This is a genomic window from Bradyrhizobium sp. UFLA05-89, from assembly GCF_059803475.1.
The window spans coordinates 1-16,729 of the sequence record NZ_JBANBA010000082.1 but is presented as its reverse complement, the minus strand read 5'-3'; the positions used below and the strand labels follow the sequence as shown (position 1 = coordinate 16,729).

The window sequence follows — 16,729 nt, the reverse complement described above, 5'->3', positions numbered from 1 at the left end:
TCTGATAGGAACGAGTGTTAAGCAAGAACTCCGATCGGCCAGGGCACGAATTCGTTCTCTCCAACGCTGTCGATCTCGGCCTTCGTTTTCTCGCCGGAGGCGTATCGAAGCAGGGCCTCGAAAATCTGTCGGCCCATTGCTTCGACCGACAACTCACCGTCGAGCACAGGACCGCAATCCAGGTCGGTATCTTCAGCCATCCGAGCAAACGTTTCGCTGTTCGATGCCAGCTTGACGGTCGGGGCTGGGAGAGAACCGAAAACGGACCCCAGGCCCGTTGTGAGCGCGATGAGATTCGCGCCTCCGGCGATTTGCCCGGTGACTGAGACCGGTTCGTAGCTGGGGGTGTCCATGAAGACGAGGCCGGTTGCATGAACCCGCTCGGCATATCGATAAACATCCGCGATCGGAGCGCCTCCCGCCTTCTTCAGACTGTCGAGCGATTTCTCCAGCAAGGTAGCGACACCGGCATCGCTGTTCGTCTTGTCGATCTGGCCGCTCAGATGCGTGTCGCGATTGCGGCTGTGCTCGCGCCACCAGTCGAAGCGCTCAGTCAGCTTTTCCGCGACGGACGGCATCGAGGCACGCGCGACAAGATCATCGGCAACGCGCTCCATGTCGGGGGTCTCCGACAGGATCGCGGCGCCGCCGTTGCGGATCAGCAGGTCCACGGCTACACCAAGCGCGGGGTTTGCCGAAAGCCCGACATAGCCGTCCGGCGATTCAGATTTTAGTCCCACCACAAGGTGTTCTACTCCCACCGTCTGTCGTTTAGATCGGTTGGCGATCGGCAGCATCTTCGTGATCATCGCCTTGGCGGTATCCACGGCGGCCTGAATGCCGCCGACCTCCTGGATCGTGACCGTTTGCAACCTGTCACCGACGGCCAGACGTTCCTTTTCCAGGAAGACCTTCAGATTGTTGCGTTCGCAGCCCAGCGCCACGACGACCGCCGCAGCCGTATTCGGATGACGAATGTATCCAGAGATAGTCCGGCGCAGCAGATCCATCGGCTCGCCGGACATTTCCATGCCGCAACCGAGTTCATGGATGTATGGGACCACAGCATCGACGTTGGGAAAATCAACCAAACGGTCGGCGTCAAACCAATCAGCCGCCTTGCGCGCAGCCGTCGCACCGCAATTGCCGACGATGAACACCCCGATTGTGTTTCGCGTGCCGACGCGGCCATCTTCCCGCACGAAACCCTGAAAAGTAGCTCGCTCCTCCTTCGGGAGGATTGGCAACGATTGCGGGCGCGAGCGGAGGATTGGACGTTCATCGTCGAGCCGATCGCGGACGTTTGCACCGTCGATACGACTGCCAGCGGCGATGTCGGCGCTGGCATAGCCGATCACGCTGCCGCCCTTGATCACGGGCTCGCCTTGCCGAATTTCATTCGTGGCAATCTTGAAGCCGTGTGGATTGGATCGACGCGCACCGTTGCCGGTCTCGGCTGCGGGTAACGCCACCGCAACATTGTCAGCAGCTTCTCCTCGGAAGGCGCCGTTCGTGTGGGAAACTGTCATGTCCCGCGTCCACCCCTGCAAAATCTTGTTTGAATTGCTGGTAGACGTGAAATTGATGCTCGTCTAAACCTATTTTCGTATGAAAATGATACCGGATTTGCATCAATGCTAAACCTTGCCCAGGTGCGAGCGTTTGTGGTTGTCGCGGAGGAACTACATTTCGGCAGGGCCGCGCGGCGCCTGCACATGACACAACCGCCGCTCAGTCGGCAGATTCAATCACTCGAAGAAGAACTTGGGGCTCCGTTGCTCACGCGGACCAATCGAACCGTGCACTTGGCGCCCGCAGGTCGCGCCTTTCTGCCGAAAGCCATTGAATTGCTGCAGAGAGCCGAGAGCGCAACCCAAACCGCCCGACGGGCTGTTCATGGACATGTCGGCACGATCGCAATTGGCTTTATTGGAGCGAGCTCATACGGTTTTTTGCCGCGTCTGGCCGCAAGGGTTCAGTCGGAGCTGCCGGACGTCACGGTCAACTTCCATGAGGGCACGACACTGAGCCAGCTGGAAGCGTTAGAGCGCGGCCGTTTGGATCTTGGCCTCGCACGACCTCTCCCGATGCAAAAAGGATTGCGGTCTGCTTGCGTCTATCGCGAGAAGTTTTCGTTGGCTCTGCCGGTCAATCATCCTCTGGCGCGCCTTCGGCGACCGAAGTTGTCGCACATCGACGGCGAATCTTTCATCATGTACTCAGTTGAGGGGCAATATGTGCGTGACATCTTCACAACAGCGTTCGCAGCTGCTCACGTTCGTCCGCGCATCGTGCAGCAATTGAGTCATGCGCAGGCGATTTTGTCGCTCGTCAGCGTCGGCCTAGGCATAGCCATCGTGCCGGAGCAGGCCCGCAACGCGTGTTTCGACAACGTTACTTTCCGTCCTATCGAACTTGGGAACGGCCAGACAGCCGACCTGCACGTCATTTGGCGAACAGAAGATCAGAATGATATCGCACCTGTCGTGAGAAGTTTGCTGATCGATTTAGGACGGCATGCAACCCATCGCCCGGCGGAGCGCTCACCGGTTCTCACGACCGCATGAGCGCCGAGGATAACGCTGCATGAGTTCGAGGTAGCGCTCGATTCCCTCGAAACGAGCGCTACGTTTCAAGCGGCAGATGACAAATCGCGCTACTTTCGCCAACTCGAAACGTTGGCTGCGGTCGTGACCTTTTGCGACTGTATCTCCGGCGGGATCGGATATTCGTCAGCGTTCAGCACAAAGCCAGGGTTCAATGAGAAATCGGCTCGCGGCGGCGCAAAAACATCGATCAGACGAGCCCCGTCGGCGCTGACATTTCGAGTCGTATGGAGCAGCGGCGGCGGGATGATCGCCACCGACGGACTGGCGATTTCGGTGTGCTCGTCCGCGTGCCATTCTCCAAGGTCGCTATTCCAGGGATAACGGATGTGATGAACAAATTGTCCGGCCAACCCAATGGAGGCTTGTTCGAAATCATCATGATGATGAGGGCCAAGCTTCTTCACATCGCGCGCAGAATGAAACGGCGCGAAAATATTGACCATGAGATTCGTCGAACGGAATATCCGAGGTTGAATCAGCGGCCCATTTGCGTCGACATGCGCCGAAAGATCGTAATTGCGGATCTTGAAACCACCCACCGGCGCTGGCCAGTCCTTGAGCGGCGCCAGACCCTCGAGCGGCCGGTCGTATGAACGTGCATTAACCGCAGCATTTGCGAGATCTTCTGCCCTGCTGGAAAAAATGCGTACGATATTGCCTGAATCAAGAAGCGCTATTGCACTCTTGCCCGGAGGAAGGATGGACAGTGTGTCTCCCCCCACCTCCACCGTCTGCTCCCCCGCAGACAATGTCGCGCGCGTCCCCGCCGGGAGAATGAGCATATACTCGTCCGGGTTCTCCTCCCGGACGAGCGTCGTGCCTTGCTTCCCCTCGGTCACGGCGATCACGAAATTTGCGCCGCGCGTAATCCACGTGCTGGAACCGTCGGCCTCCCGGACCTGGGCAGCTTCCTCATAGTGTCGCGCGTACGCCGTTCTCTTGTAGTCAGGCAACGTCATTGTCGTATCCTCTGATGCAATTTCACGCGAGTGTGCAAGCGGCTCCTCAGGCGATCTTCGGCGCCGGAGACGGCGCCTGCAGGGCGTATCCCCGCGCTTCGTAGTCGAACTCGTGAAGCTTGTTCACGCGTTCCGCCTTGTTGACCGGCGAGGCATAGTAGGCGCGGATCTCGCGGATACGGGTGACGTCGTCGTTGAAGACGTACCACTCATCTCCACGAAGCACTTCGCCGATTGCCGTCTTCCAATGCGTCCATTCGATTACGGCCTCGCGGCCATCCTGCGCGGCCAGAATCTTTTCGATCGTCCAGCGCGATCCCAGCGTCTTGACGCACCAGACCCAGCCGTCGGCGATTACGCCCGCGCCGCGCCAGGGCGCCCCAGGAAGACCAGGCGGAAAATAGTGAACCGCATCGTTGGTGAAACAATCGACCAGACCCTGATGGTCTGCGTCGTTGCAGGCCTGAAAATACCGACGGATAAGGGCTTCGGCTTTTTGTGCGAGCTCAGACATCAAGTCATCCCTTCGCCCGATTGGCACGCCATTCGGCGTATTCCTTCAGCGTCTCCTCGTTCGGTGGGTACGTGCCCCAAAGTGACGCACCGGCGTCGATCTTCGTGAAGAGGAATTGCTCACGCTGTTCTTGCTCGAAGGAATCCTTCGCGATCGCATCGGCGTGTTGCCGGGGAATGACCACGACGCCGTCGCTATCGCCAACGATGATGTCGCCAGGATAGACCGCAACGCCGGCGCAGCCGATCGGCAGCTGCATGTCGACGGCGCGGAGATAGGCCGGCCTTGTCGACGCGGTATTTCCGGCGCAATAGGCGGGGAAGTCCATTTTGGAGATTTCCGTGCCATCGCGGAAGGCGCCATCGGTAATGGCTGCAGCAACACCTTTGCGCTTCATACGGAGGATCAACATGTTTCCGGCCGACGCCGCTCGGGTGTCGCCACGGCTGTCGATGACCAGCACCTGCCCGGCTTCGATCGCCTCGACCGCCTCCCACTGCATGTTGTCTTCACCACGCTTCTTCAGATCGCCGAGATCCCAGTCCTTGTCCTCGCGCGACGGAATAAAGCGCAATGTGAAGGCCTCGCCAGCAAACGGCTCGACCTCCTTGCTGAGCGGAGCAAGGCCGACCAGGAACTGCTGGCGGAAATTGCGCCGAAACAATTGGGTGGTGAGGGTCGCAACGCTGCACGCCTTCAGCTTGTCGAGCGTGTCGGGCTGCAATTCAATCTTGTTCGTCACGATGGATAACTCCTGTTTTTCGGCTTGGTCAGACGGGCTTGATCATTTCGACGATCCCGCCGGCGAGTGGGGCAAGCTCCAGCAAGTTCGGCGTACAGCCGATTCTGTCGGAGCCGATGAACATCGATCGAGTCTGGGAATCGTACGCGGATGCAGTGGGCGTTGGGACCGGCAAAGGCGCCGTGAACTTTGCGGCACCATCGGAATCGTGGCAGCTGATGCACCATTGGTCAGCGCGGTTCACCCAGATGTCGCCCTCAGCGTCCATGGTCACATTGCTGATGGAGTGCACATCGGCGACGACGTGATTGCGGTAGGTTGGGATCAGACTAGACCGAGACAGGTCAATGGAGCCTATCCGACCCGAATCGGGGCACACCATATGCACCGTCTCTGGACCCAGTCCCTTGAACACACCGATAGTTGCTACCAATATCACTTCGAGCTGCCTCAACTCGCCACCTCCATCGAAGATAGCCAGCGAGCCTCGTCCATCATCGGCCGCTAATGCGACGGCGATCTTGCCGGCGGCCGTCACGGTGAGATTGCGGGCCCGCTCGAGAATATCGCCTTCAACGAGCTTGGTCGCGACCGTATCCGTGCCATCGGCATCGATGCGCCAGATCGCACTCTCAGTAATGGTGAAGAGAACTTTGCCGCCAGAGCCCAGCGCGAGACCTACGACCGGGCTGTCGAACCAGGCAACCACCTCGCGGCGCCCCTCGGTCAGGCGGCAAATGCACGCGCCCGGGCCGTCAGCCCAATATAGAATCCTTCTGTCCGGATCAAACACCATGGCTTGAATGCTGAAAGACTGCACGTCATGGACGCGGAGCGGTTTGCCGAAGAAACTGCCCGTCGCGACTGTCGCTGGACCTGCCCGGCTCGCGAGCAGGGCTCGCGATATTTGTTGAGATGCCTTCCGAATAATCGACGCCAGCTCACCAAGCCTGTCATCCGACATGCGATAGGACGGGCCTGTTACGCTGATTGAGGCGATAGCCGAGCCGGTTGGATCGAAGATCGGAACAGAAGCGCATCGTACGCCGTCGATGATCTCGTTGTTGTCGACCGCAAAGCCTCGCACACGAATCAAATTGATTTCGGCCCTGAGTTCCTCAGCCGACATAATCGTGTTTTGAGTGTAGCGGGTGAATTCGATTTGCGAGATCAGCCTTTCGCGGGCCGCCTCCTCCTGGAACGCAAGCAGAGATTTTCCAAGGCCCGTGCAGTAGAGCGGCTTCCGCTCTCCCAGCGCCGCAGCAAACGCGCGCGCGCCGCGCCCCTCCCATCGAGCGATGGCCTGCTGTATATCACCATTCATGACGGCCAGATTGACGTTCTCACCGTAGGCGTCTGCGATGCTTTTCAGGATCGCGGAGCTGACGGCAATCAACTCCGAACTGCGACTGACGCTGCTGGCGAGCGATGTGAACTTGGGACCAAGAATGTAGGATTGGTCGCGGCGGTCCATTGCCAAGAAACCGCGCGTACTCAGCGCCGCCAGTATTCGATAGAGCGTACTCTTCGAAAACCCTGTCTTTGCGGCCAAGTCCTTGACCTTGAGGCGCCGATTTGTCTCGCCGACATATTGAAGAATGTCGAGAGACTTGTTGAGCAGGCCGGTACCGGGAACGCTTCCCCCAGTCTCGTTGTTCAATTCGTCCTGATCAGGCTTGTTTGTAGCAATCATCGATCTGCTCTCGCCTCACTGGCCCGCAGGTGCTTAGCGAGGAAGTCGACTCCCCGGACCGCACCATCGGCGGACACACGATGCGTTCCGAATGGATCGATCACAAGCTCGAATTTATCAGCGGCGCCCGCGGCCAACAGGTCCGATTGAAGCCGCACGCTCTCGCCCCACGGAACGATCTCATCGCGCATCCCGTGCCAGGTGAAAACAGGGACTCGCGCAAGCCTCCCAACTGACTCGGACGTAACCTGATAACGTTTCAGCGGCTCCATCCGCTCGTCATGGCCAACGTGTGTCGAAGCTTCGTATTTCCCCAGCGGCGGAAAGATGGTTCGCGACGCGTCGAGGAAATAGCCCGCCCCCATGAAGTTCGCGGCGGCCTTGATCCAATCGTAGCGTACCAAGGCTCCCAGAGTAACGAACCCACCCATGGAAGTCCCCGCCACGCCGACGCGATCTTCGGCGATCAATCCCCGATCAGCGTAATGCCGGCGATAAACATCGAGTTCGTCGATATTCCGCTTGAGAAGCTCCCAGAACTGCGTCAGCCGGAACGTGTCGTCACCATCGAAACGAGCTCCATGGAGATCCGCTTCCGGCAGAATCGCCCTCATCCCCTTCATTGCCAGCATGTAGGCGAAGAAGGCGATCGTCTCCTTTGAATTCCGGTATCCGTGAAAGAAGAAGACCGTCGGCAGAGGGCGATCGACAGCAGCCTGCGGGGCAGCATGGATCGCCGGAATGTCGCCAATCCTGTCTTCGAACATGACGATCATAGCGCGACCCGGTACTTCTCCAATACATCGAGATCGGGCGAGAAGCCTATCCCGACGACCTCCGGCACGACGATCTTTCCCCGCTCGGGCAACGGCGTCTCCTTGCCGATCCAGGCCTCAGGCTCGACGTAGAGAAACTCAAACAGGCCGGCATTGGCCGTTGCTGCTGTGAGCTGGATTGTGGCGTGATATCCCGGTCCGAAATAGGGTGAGTGCGGCATGATCGTTTTTCGGCGGATCGCCGCCGCATCGGCGACCTTCCTGAACTCACTGACGCCGCCTACTTTCGTCACGCTCGGTTGCGGGTAATCGACGACTTCGATCAGGCGCGAAAACTCGACGGCCGTGCAGGCATTTTCGCCGGCCGAGAGGCCGACGCCGTGCGATTGCAGCGACTTCATCGTCGCATAGTCTTCCGGCGGGAAGATCGGCTCCTCCAGCCAGAGCGTGTCGAGGGATTTCAACTCGGGCAGGTATTCATTGGCCTGATCGGTCGTCCACGTGCAGTTGACGTCGACCGTCAAGCGCATGGCCGGATCGATCGCCGCGCGGGCGGCCCCTATCTCCGAAATGGTCACTTCATGAAGCTTGAGTGTCCCGTACCCTTCCTTACAGGCTTTTTCAGAGAAGCGGGAGACCAACGCGCTGTCGCCGTAGCGGACGAGGCTGGCATAGGCATCGATCGTCAGCTTCGGGCGGTCAGACAAAAGCGCGGCAAGCGAAATGCCTTCCGCCTTGGCCTTCAAGTCCCACAAGGCGATATCGACACCGGACAGAGCGAAAATGGTGATGCCATAGCGGCCGAACAGCGCAAGCTTGCGCTGTATTTCGAGATTGAGTGCGGCAGGATCATCGATCGTCCGACCGACCAGGATCGGAGCGATCATGTCGCGCACGGCATAGGCGACCGGGCGGTAGCAGAAATAGCTGAAAGCCTCTCCCCACCCGGTGAGGCCGATATCGGTCTCGACCTTCACCAGGACGATGTCGAGCGTATTCCAGCTTTGAGGCGTGATCCCGACGCCTGTTCCACCGTCGCGGAACGGGATACGTGCGATGATCGGTTCGATCGAAGTGATCTTCATCCTTGTCCTACGATTTGAAGACGCGGCCGATCGGGCCGACGAACTCGTTGTTGGCGAAATGACCGCCGATGACGTGGCTGCCGACGAGTTCGGGATTTTCAGACGGTTGCGCGAGAACCTCCTCGGCAAAAGCTTCGGCATTATCCTGCGGTTCATAGCCCAGGCGGAACGCCGCACTGTTGTCGAAGAACGTCCGTTCGTTGTTCGACACACCATAGACGACCGAGAAGTGAAGGCTGGGATGCTCGAAGCCAATGCGTACCAGCTGCGCGAGATCCCTCCAGCTTACCCAAATGGACATCCGCCGGCGGTCCTCCGGCTTGTCATGAGCACGTCCAATGCGGATGCACAGGACTTCGAGGCCATATTTGTCGGCGTAAAGCGCCCCGACCTGCTCCCCGAACGCCTTGGTGAGACCGTAACGACTGTCGGGACGGAGAATCGCATCGCTACCGATGCGCCGGTTGCGCGGGTAGTAGCCGACCACGTGATGCGAACTTGCGAAGACGACCCTCTTCACGCCGACCTGCCGCGCCGCCTCGAAAACGTTGAAAGCTCCGCGGATATTGCCTTCGATCTGCTGGTCGATCGCTGCGTCCCTCGTGCAGCCCGCGAGATGCAGGACGCCGTCGACGCCGGACATGGCGGTTTTCAAGAGCTCGAAATCGCCGATGCTGCCTTGCACCGCATCGTCGGCCTCGGAGAAGCCATCCGTCCTCAGGTCCAGCAGGCGAAAGTCGAAATGGCCCGCCAATTCCCGCCTGATGCCCGTGCCGACTTCACCCGCCGCACCAATGATCAAAATCTTCATTTTGCTCGACTGCCAATGCTGAGATGCAATGATCGCGAGGCCGAACACCCGTCATTCGGGCTCGCGATTTCGATCACTTCAGGGCCGCTTCCTTGACTCCCGCCGGCAATTCGATGCCCTGGTATTTCTGGTAGACCTCGGTGAGGACGCCATCCTGCATGCTCTTCTTGATCCACGCGTCGATCCAGTTGCGAAGCGCATCCTCGCCCTTCTTCATCCCGATGCCGGCCAGGTTCGTACGCAGTGAGATCTTTGGCTCGAGGACCCTGGACGGATTGCGCTTCCTGATCGTCTCGTTGAGACTCACCGATTGTGCGACAATGTCCAGCTGTCCGCTCAGAATTGCAGTGACGGTCGTTGCTTCATCATCGAAGCGGACGATTTCCACGCCTGCGGGCGCGACTTTCGAGAGATCGGTGTCCATGATCGTTCCTCGAGCGACCGCCACCTTCTTCCCGATCAGATCTTCGATCTTGGAAATGTTCATGCTGGCCGGGGCAGACACGGCGGTCGACGTCCCCGAATAGGGCAGCGAGAAATCGATGACCTTCTGGCGCTCCTCGGTGATCGTCATTGCAGCCACGACGATGTCCGCCTTGCCCGTCAGCAACAGCGGGATGCGATTCGCACCGTTAGTCTCCACCACCTCCATCTGGACCCCGAGATCCTTTGCAAGCAGCTTGGCCGTTTCATATTCCGAGCCGGTAAGCTGGAGATTGCTGTCCTTGTAGGACCACGGCGGCAGCCCCGGATCGATCGCGACTCGAATCTTGCCTGCGGCTTTTATTCTCTCGAGCGCGTCGGCCTTTGCAACATCGACGCTAGCCAAAAGCGGAAGCACGAAGAAGGCTGCGGTAACAAGACGTCTGCTGATTTTCAATTTTTCCTCCCTTTTTAAATGGCGAACAAAGTTCCCTCAGAGATCGTGATCGATGAATTCCGCAAGTTCGGACGTGGCCGGCTGTTTCAGTATGTCTGGACCGCCCATCTCGTGGACACGCCCGTCGCGCATGTAGACCACCTTGTTCGCCACGTTGCGCGCGAATTGCATCTCGTGAGTGACGAGAACCATTGTCATGCCTTCACGTGCAAGACTTTCCATGACACGAAGGACTTCGCCGGTGAGCTTCGGATCGAGGGCCGATGTCACTTCGTCGAACAGCATGAGCTTCGGCTGCATGGCGAGGCTGCGTGCGATAGCCACGCGCTGTTGCTGGCCACCGGAGAGCTGCTCCGGATAAGAGCCGAGTTTCTCGGACAGACCGACTTTCGCGATGACCGAGGCCGCAATTTCCTTCGCCTCGCTTTTCGAAAGGCGTTTGACGAGGCGCGGTCCCAGGGTGACGTTTTCCTCCACCGTCAGGTGGGGAAACAGGTTGTAGCTCTGGAATACGATCCCGACGTCGCGCCGGAGCTGACCGAGATCGACGGCGGGATCCTGCAAGGCATGTCCGCAGACGATCAACTCGCCGCCGTTGATCTTTTCCAGGCGGTTCATACAACGCAGCGCGGTCGATTTTCCAGACCCCGACTGCCCAATGACGGCGACGACTTCGCCCCGCTCCACCCCGAAGGTCACACCCTTCAGGACCTGAAGCCCGCCGAACGATTTCTCGACATTCCTGAGTTCAACGATTGGCGACATTGAGTCTCTTCTCCAAGGCACGTGATTTCAGAGACAGCGGATAGCAGATGAGAAAATACAGAAGCCCGGCGAGCCCGAAGTACAAGAACGGCTCGAACACCGAATTGTTGATGACCTTGGCGTTGTAGGAGAGTTCCGCGTAGCCGACGACCAGCGAGGACACCGAGGTGTTCTTGACGATGATGACGAGAAAGCCCACGGTCGGCGGCGTCGCTATTCTCACGGCTTGGGGCAGGATGACGCGGCTCATCCGCTGCCAGCGCGTCAGGCCAATGCATTCGGCGGCCTCCCACTGAGCCTTCGGAACAGACAGCAGGCAGCCGTACCAGATCTCGCCGAGATACGAGCTCGCGAAGATGGTCATTGCGAGTGTCGCAGCGACCAAGGGGGGCGCTGAGTCAAAACCCAGCAGGTTCGGGCCGAAGTAGCAGAAGCCCATCAACACCAGCAACGGAATGCCCTGCACGGACTGCGTGTAGACGCCAGCCAGCGTTGAGATCGTTCGTACCGGTGAAATTCGCGCCAAGCTCAAGATGAAGCCAACGATTCCGCCGAACAGAAACGTCAGAGCGCTCAGGATGACGGTCCCGAGAAGGCCTTTCGCCAGAAAGATCAGAAACTGAGTGTTCATTTGCCGATCCCCTTACAAAGGCGTGCCCAGTTTGCGGCGACGGGTGAAGATCGCCAGACCGAGCACGTGAAAACCGAGTCGCAGCAGGCCGGTGAGCGCCAAATAAAGGGCCCCGAGTACGACGAAGACTTCGAAATTTCGGTAGGTTTCGCTCTGGACCCGGTTGGAGATACCGAAGAGCTCTTCGACACCTACCGCCGACAGAACGCTAGAACCGAGCATGAGCAGCACGTAGAGGCTCGTGAGACTAGGATAGACCCGCTCCATCGCCGGACGGAGAATGACGTGCAAAAATATCTGGGAGCGTGACAAGCCGATACACTCGGCAGCTTCGATCTGACCTGGCTTGATGGATTCAATGCCCGCCCGCATGACTTCGGTCGTGTAGGCGCCGACGTTAACGACGAGCGCGACCACTGCTCCCACCATGATCGGAAGTTTCAGGCCTGCACTCGCAAGTCCGAAAATCAGAAAGTAGCTCTGAATCAGCAGCGGCGTGTTGCGGATCACTTCGACGTAGCCACCGACGATTGCCTTCAGCCACTGCGGTCCGCTCGTTCTGGCAACTGCGCAGAGGGTGCCGACCAGGAACCCGGCGATGGTGGCCCAGAAGGTCAAAACAAGCGTCGCCCAAGCGCCTCGCAAAAGCAGAGGCCAGTACGTCAGGACCGACGAAAAATCGAAGGTGTAGCTCATCGCGAATGCCCCACAGGGGCCGTCGCGTGCCGGGTTGCGGCCACGCAATACGCAATCTCTGCCTGCGGCATATACGCCACCGTTGCTCCTCCCCTTTTGTCGGTTTCTTCCCATAATATGGGAAAAGCGTCAAGAGCGAAATGCGCAGACCGAAAGAAGGAAGCGGTCTCTGCTCCACATCTCAGGATTGATGCGCACCATCATACTGATTTTGTTCTTTATTTCATGTCGTTCGTTGACTCGCCAGACCAAAAACTCATGGGATTCAACCCCCCGTGACCCATATTGTGGGAATCATTAGCGGATGAACCGCGAAACCGTCCGCGTCTCGCGACTGAGATCGGAAGCTGGTTAAATCGGGCGTCACAGTATAGAGCGCCGGCTACCGGTGCCGCTTGGGTGCTGACAAGTGAGTGCTTCGAGGTCCGTCCAAGCGGCGTCAAAAGATCGACACTTGCAATAGGCCTGCCTCAACTCGAACGCGCGATCACGGCAGCTTCCGACGAGCACAAGAAGCTGATTGCGTTCTCACTGCCGTATGCCGACGCCACCACATGTTAGCGGCAGTTTGAATATTTCCGGACACCAAGGGCGACGCGGAAATTTTTCGCGAATGCGCCAGCTAGAGTGAGGCGTCGCGCCGAGGCTGGTCTGTCAATATCGGGAACAAATTCCGGAAACGTTCGCCGCTGTTCACCAGCGTCTTATTCAACGATTATTCAACGAACGCGGTTGATGGCAACCTAAGTGCCTGAGATTGCTGGCGCGCCATTCAGAACAAAACCACGAACTCATATATGATTGAAATACCTATATAATTTCTGCAAGCGGAGCGCCACGAGCTGGCGCCGCATCGCGCCTGGACGGCGGTTCTCCTTATCTTCCAAGCAGCAGCACTATTGAGGCCATTAACCCCGTGACGCCGATGGCGGGTACAACGATCCAGAAGGCCTCATTCCACATATCGGGAAAGCGACAGGCGAATTGCCAATTCGATAGCACCACGCCCAGATATCGGGAAATTGACTTATGCCGCCGACGCAGCCGCGCCCAAAGCGTCAGCCCAAACAAAGCTCGCGCTTGCGAAGTGCGGGCTCCGGTCATGGGAGTCCATGACCGGTTCGGGAGGAGCGTCCCATGCCGCCCATCACCCTCGCAAATCCCATGACTACGTTTCGACGAAAAAGGCGATGTCGAGAGTGGACGACGATAAGAGCGCTGGAGTTGATCCGATCGATCCCTCGGCCCTCGGTTTTACGAAAGTGGCGTACGCGGTCGACGAGACACTTGAGTTGCTCAGTATCGGCCGCACTGCGCTGTACGCCGCGGTCAAACGAGGTGACCTCAAACGAGTCAAGTTCGGCAAGAAGACATTGTTTTACGCTACCGACCTCGCCGCGTTTCTGGCACGGCTCAGGCACCTGAGCGGATCGGATCCGGGCCCGGTTGATCACGGCCCTCGCTAGAGCAAATTCCGATCACTTTGAACCGTAGCGATCGACCTACCTTCATAGTTCGATAGGACGCGATGGACGACCAGAGCGCGACTGGCAACTGCGCGTAGGGGCGCCGGACTGATCTTATTCCCCTTGACAACTTTGTTGGTATTTTTGTTGGTACTCGCTAAATCTAAATCTTGATAAACCATGAAATTTCTCAAGAAAAGGAGCTTCGTATGGCGGCTGCCGGGCCCACTAGCAAATCAAACACTTAGCGGATTTTCATTTCACAGGCAGTTGGCCATCGCACCAGAAGCGCCCCGCCTCATTGTGCCGAGCAGCGTCACCAGCCTGGTTCGCGTCCAGCCTTCGCCTTGCTCCATGGCAAGACATTGCAAAGCAGCGCGCGCGAGCGGCGACTGCACTCTTGCGCGTGGAGTGCGCCGTAGGTTGAACAAGTCGTTCTAGGCGAACGGCATGTCGATGAGCCGAAGCTGGATCGCCTTCGCTATCGCGTGCGGCCTGTTCGATGCGTTGAGGTGCAGGATCGCACGCTTCATGTGCGAACGTACCGTCTCGCAGGACAAGCCGAGGATCAGGGCGATGTCGTCCGAGGTCTTCCCTTGCGCGGCGAGGGACAGGCACTCCTTCTCGCGCGCGCTGAGCCAAGTCTTGGGATCGGCGGCTTGGTTCCACAACCATCGCCGAAGAGCGGTGTTCTGGAATTGATGACACAAAGCGAACAGCGCATTGACGACCGTCGGTGAAGTACCGGTCTCGTATTTGGTCGCGCTTTCCGAAATCGCGCTGACGAACGCAAATGATCCGTTCGGCATGTGCATCGGCACCGTGATGCCGTAGTGCAGGCTCTTGTCGTTCAGGTGGTCCACGCACGCCCGCTCGCCAGCGCTCAGGCGCTCGTGGGCTTGAACGTCGACCCACCTCAGGGGCAAGGTCGTCGTGAAGCAAAACCGGTAGTAGGGGTCGCAAAGGTGGCTCCAGTGCCGGTCCCATCGATTTGGAAAGGCTCGCGTCTTCACGACGGGTGACGCGAAGGTGCCGTCTTTCGCTCTGGGCGTGCTGGCCATGCCATAGGCGAAGGAGGAAAAACCAAGGCCCGACAGAGTTTGGTGCAACGCATCCAAGGCGGACTCGAGGTCACCCGCTTGTTCGAGGTCGGCCGCGAAGCGTCCCATCAGAGCTTCGCGGTCGGCGGTGGGAAATGTGTGAGCTGCTGGGAGAGACATCAAGGTCCATCTCTCATCATGGCCCATAATGGTCCTCCTGCGGCCCGCAGGTGTCAAGCCACGCTAGGCGGCCAGTTTCGGTCGCCGACGCTGCCAGGGGTGCGTCGCGCCTTCGAACGCGGACGCGATGCGGAACACCCTCAGGTCGTCATAGGCTGGACCGACAATCTGCATCCCGGTGGGCACACGTGTTTCAGCATCGAAACCGGTGGGCACCGACATCACGGGAAGGGTCCCGACCAGATTGAAGGGATACGTCATGAACCAGCCGATAAAGGGGTTCACCGACTTCCCGTTGATAGTGAGCGGCTCTTCGCTGCTTCGCCCTGCGACGATCTTCGTCGTTGCCGTCGTCGGGCAGATCAGCGCGTCGTGGGTCTCGAAGATCTTCGTCATCGATGCGTACATCTTCTGCCGCACGGTATTCAGGTTGTAGAACTTCGTGACGTCGAGCTTCTTGCCCTCTTCGAGAATCCTGATGACGTACGGGTCCACGTCGTTGCTGGACTTGGTCAGAAGACTGCCCGCCAGCGCGTAGAACACGCCTTGCCACCGGGTGTTCCATGTCTCTTCGATTTCCTTGGTCCAGCCGATGTCGACTTCATCGACCACGGCGCCGAGCGAACGCAAAACCGACACGGCATTGCGTGTGTTCTTCTCGACCTCGGGATCGACCGCGAAATAGCCCAGGTCCATCGACAGCGCGATCTTCATGCCGGCGATGCCGTCGAAGGTCGGCGGAATGACCACCTTGTCCCGCAGGGACGACATGTCGGCCGGATGCTGGCCGGACGTGACGTTCTGCATCAGAGCGCAATCGCCGACGCTGCGGGCCAGTTCGCCATAGTGGATCAGCCATTCATTCGGGTGCTCGCGGTCGTCGGGGTTGCGTCCCCATGGCGGCTTGTAGCCGAACACGCCGTTCATCGCAGCCGGGATGCGAATAGACCCGCCACCATCCGTGCCGTCCGACAAGGTCGTGTAGCCGGCGGCCAGGGCCGCGCCGCCTCCGCCCGTCGAGCCGCCAGGGGTATAGGCAGGATTCCACGGGTTGTGCGTGACGCCCCAAAGCAAGGATGCCGTCACACCTGAATGCGCGAACTCCGGTGTCGTCGTGCGGCAGTGCAAGATCGCCCCGGCGTCGAGAAGGCGCTCCACAGTCGGCGCGGATTGGTCCGGAACGAAATCCTTGTAGAGCCGCGAGCCGTAGGTGGTGATCTTGCCCTTGACAGAGTGATAGTCCTTGATGGCAAGCGTGATGCCTTCCAGCGGGCGGACCGGTTCACCGCGCCCGTACTTGCGCTCCGCAATCCGTGCCTGCTCCAGCGCCTCGTCGAAATAGGTGTACGTCGTTGCCTTGAGCGTCGGCTCCCACGCTTCGACCTGTTTGATCTGCGCCCGCAACAGTTCGACCGGCGATAGCGTCTTGGCCTTGAATCTCGCGAGCACCTCACCGGCCGTCAGGTAGGCAATGTCGTCGACATCGACCTTTTCGGACGGCCCAGCGACGGCCGCGCTCGACGCTGCCGGCAGGACCGCCCCGGCGACGCCTGCGAGGGCGATGCCCAGGAGACGGCGGCGCTCCAGGTTCGGCTGGCCTTCAAAACTCTCGTAGGGGGCTTGGCTCATGATGTCTCGTCTCCCGTTGGTGGAGCTGGTGAGCGATCGGACAGCTTGCGCCAATTCGACGCCGCGCGATTCCAAGTCGCAATTCCCCGAAAGGGTGAATCCAGATGAGAACGAGACGGAAATAGTGCTGCGCCGTCACAGAAAGCATCGAAGCTGCGTTACGCGGGCGGGGATTTGGGGTTGCAAGGTTCTCTGCTCCAGGTCGAAATATCCGAGATCATAGTGCATGAAGCTGACGAGCCAAATGCCCTCG

At 59.0% G+C, this 16,729-nt stretch carries 16 protein-coding genes; 2 read left to right on the top strand and 14 right to left on the bottom strand.

Annotated elements, in window-relative coordinates; translation table 11 throughout:
• Window positions 1–17 precede the first annotated feature (17 nt).
• Window positions 18–1,529: a UxaA family hydrolase gene (locus tag SO139_RS32040; protein WP_498541216.1), complete on the bottom strand. Its 1,512-nt coding sequence runs from the start codon at window positions 1,527–1,529 to the stop codon at window positions 18–20.
• 105 nt (window positions 1,530–1,634) lie between these two features.
• On the opposite strand from SO139_RS32040, the gene SO139_RS32035 reads away from it, so the two are divergent.
• Window positions 1,635–2,567, top strand: coding sequence for a LysR family transcriptional regulator (locus tag SO139_RS32035; protein WP_498541215.1), 933 nt, complete (start codon window positions 1,635–1,637; stop codon window positions 2,565–2,567).
• 89 nt (window positions 2,568–2,656) lie between these two features.
• On the opposite strand, the gene SO139_RS32030 is transcribed toward SO139_RS32035, so the two are convergent.
• The 11 genes from SO139_RS32030 to SO139_RS31980 are packed head-to-tail and all read right to left on the bottom strand — an operon-like array spanning window position 2,657 to window position 12,161.
• A complete protein-coding gene (locus SO139_RS32030) occupies window positions 2,657–3,568 on the bottom strand; it encodes a cupin domain-containing protein (RefSeq protein ID WP_498541214.1) in 912 nt (303 codons plus the stop codon).
• A gap of 46 nt (window positions 3,569–3,614) precedes the next feature.
• On the bottom strand, window positions 3,615–4,082 hold the full coding sequence (locus SO139_RS32025; protein ID WP_498541213.1) for a nuclear transport factor 2 family protein: 468 nt from the start codon (window positions 4,080–4,082) through the stop codon (window positions 3,615–3,617).
• 4 nt (window positions 4,083–4,086) lie between these two features.
• A complete protein-coding gene (locus SO139_RS32020) occupies window positions 4,087–4,824 on the bottom strand; it encodes a ribonuclease activity regulator RraA (RefSeq protein ID WP_498541212.1) in 738 nt (245 codons plus the stop codon).
• 28 nt (window positions 4,825–4,852) lie between these two features.
• Window positions 4,853–6,517, bottom strand: a complete 1,665-nt coding sequence (locus SO139_RS32015) for an IclR family transcriptional regulator domain-containing protein (RefSeq protein ID WP_498541211.1) — start codon at window positions 6,515–6,517, stop codon at window positions 4,853–4,855.
• Complete coding sequence (yjfP, locus tag SO139_RS32010) at window positions 6,514–7,293, bottom strand: esterase (protein WP_498541210.1); 780 nt, start codon at window positions 7,291–7,293, stop codon at window positions 6,514–6,516. The genes SO139_RS32015 and yjfP overlap by 4 nt, the downstream gene beginning before the upstream one ends.
• Window positions 7,290–8,378: a mandelate racemase/muconate lactonizing enzyme family protein gene (locus SO139_RS32005; RefSeq protein ID WP_498541209.1), complete on the bottom strand. Its 1,089-nt coding sequence runs from the start codon at window positions 8,376–8,378 to the stop codon at window positions 7,290–7,292. Before SO139_RS32005 ends, yjfP begins: the two co-directional genes overlap by 4 nt.
• 7 nt (window positions 8,379–8,385) lie before the next feature.
• The gene (locus SO139_RS32000) at window positions 8,386–9,237 is read right to left on the bottom strand and encodes an NAD-dependent epimerase/dehydratase family protein (RefSeq protein ID WP_498541208.1); all 852 of its coding nucleotides are present in this window, start codon (window positions 9,235–9,237) and stop codon (window positions 8,386–8,388) included.
• A gap of 25 nt (window positions 9,238–9,262) precedes the next feature.
• A complete protein-coding gene (locus SO139_RS31995; RefSeq protein ID WP_498541207.1) occupies window positions 9,263–10,069 on the bottom strand; it encodes a transporter substrate-binding domain-containing protein in 807 nt (268 codons plus the stop codon).
• Between the two features lie 36 nt (window positions 10,070–10,105).
• Window positions 10,106–10,834 (bottom strand): amino acid ABC transporter ATP-binding protein, encoded by a 729-nt coding sequence (locus SO139_RS31990; protein ID WP_498541206.1) that lies wholly within the window; start codon window positions 10,832–10,834, stop codon window positions 10,106–10,108.
• Window positions 10,818–11,465 carry an amino acid ABC transporter permease gene (locus tag SO139_RS31985; protein ID WP_498541205.1) on the bottom strand — a complete coding sequence of 216 codons (648 nt, stop codon included), beginning with the start codon at window positions 11,463–11,465 and terminating at the stop codon, window positions 10,818–10,820. Before SO139_RS31985 ends, SO139_RS31990 begins: the two co-directional genes overlap by 17 nt.
• A 12-nt stretch (window positions 11,466–11,477) precedes the next feature.
• Window positions 11,478–12,161 carry an amino acid ABC transporter permease gene (locus SO139_RS31980; RefSeq protein ID WP_498541204.1) on the bottom strand — a complete coding sequence of 228 codons (684 nt, stop codon included), beginning with the start codon at window positions 12,159–12,161 and terminating at the stop codon, window positions 11,478–11,480.
• A gap of 1,199 nt (window positions 12,162–13,360) precedes the next feature.
• Between SO139_RS31980 and SO139_RS31975 the strand changes: the two genes are divergently transcribed.
• Window positions 13,361–13,627, top strand: coding sequence for a helix-turn-helix domain-containing protein (locus tag SO139_RS31975; protein ID WP_498541203.1), 267 nt, complete (start codon window positions 13,361–13,363; stop codon window positions 13,625–13,627).
• Between the two features lie 437 nt (window positions 13,628–14,064).
• Here the strand turns inward: SO139_RS31975 and SO139_RS31970 are convergent, their stop codons facing one another.
• Together SO139_RS31970 and SO139_RS31965 are read right to left on the bottom strand one after the other, a co-directional pair.
• Window positions 14,065–14,796: a helix-turn-helix transcriptional regulator gene (locus SO139_RS31970; protein WP_474802285.1), complete on the bottom strand. Its 732-nt coding sequence runs from the start codon at window positions 14,794–14,796 to the stop codon at window positions 14,065–14,067.
• 114 nt (window positions 14,797–14,910) lie between these two features.
• On the bottom strand, window positions 14,911–16,476 hold the full coding sequence (locus SO139_RS31965) for an amidase (RefSeq protein WP_498541202.1): 1,566 nt from the start codon (window positions 16,474–16,476) through the stop codon (window positions 14,911–14,913).
• Window positions 16,477–16,729: the final 253 nt, after the last annotated feature.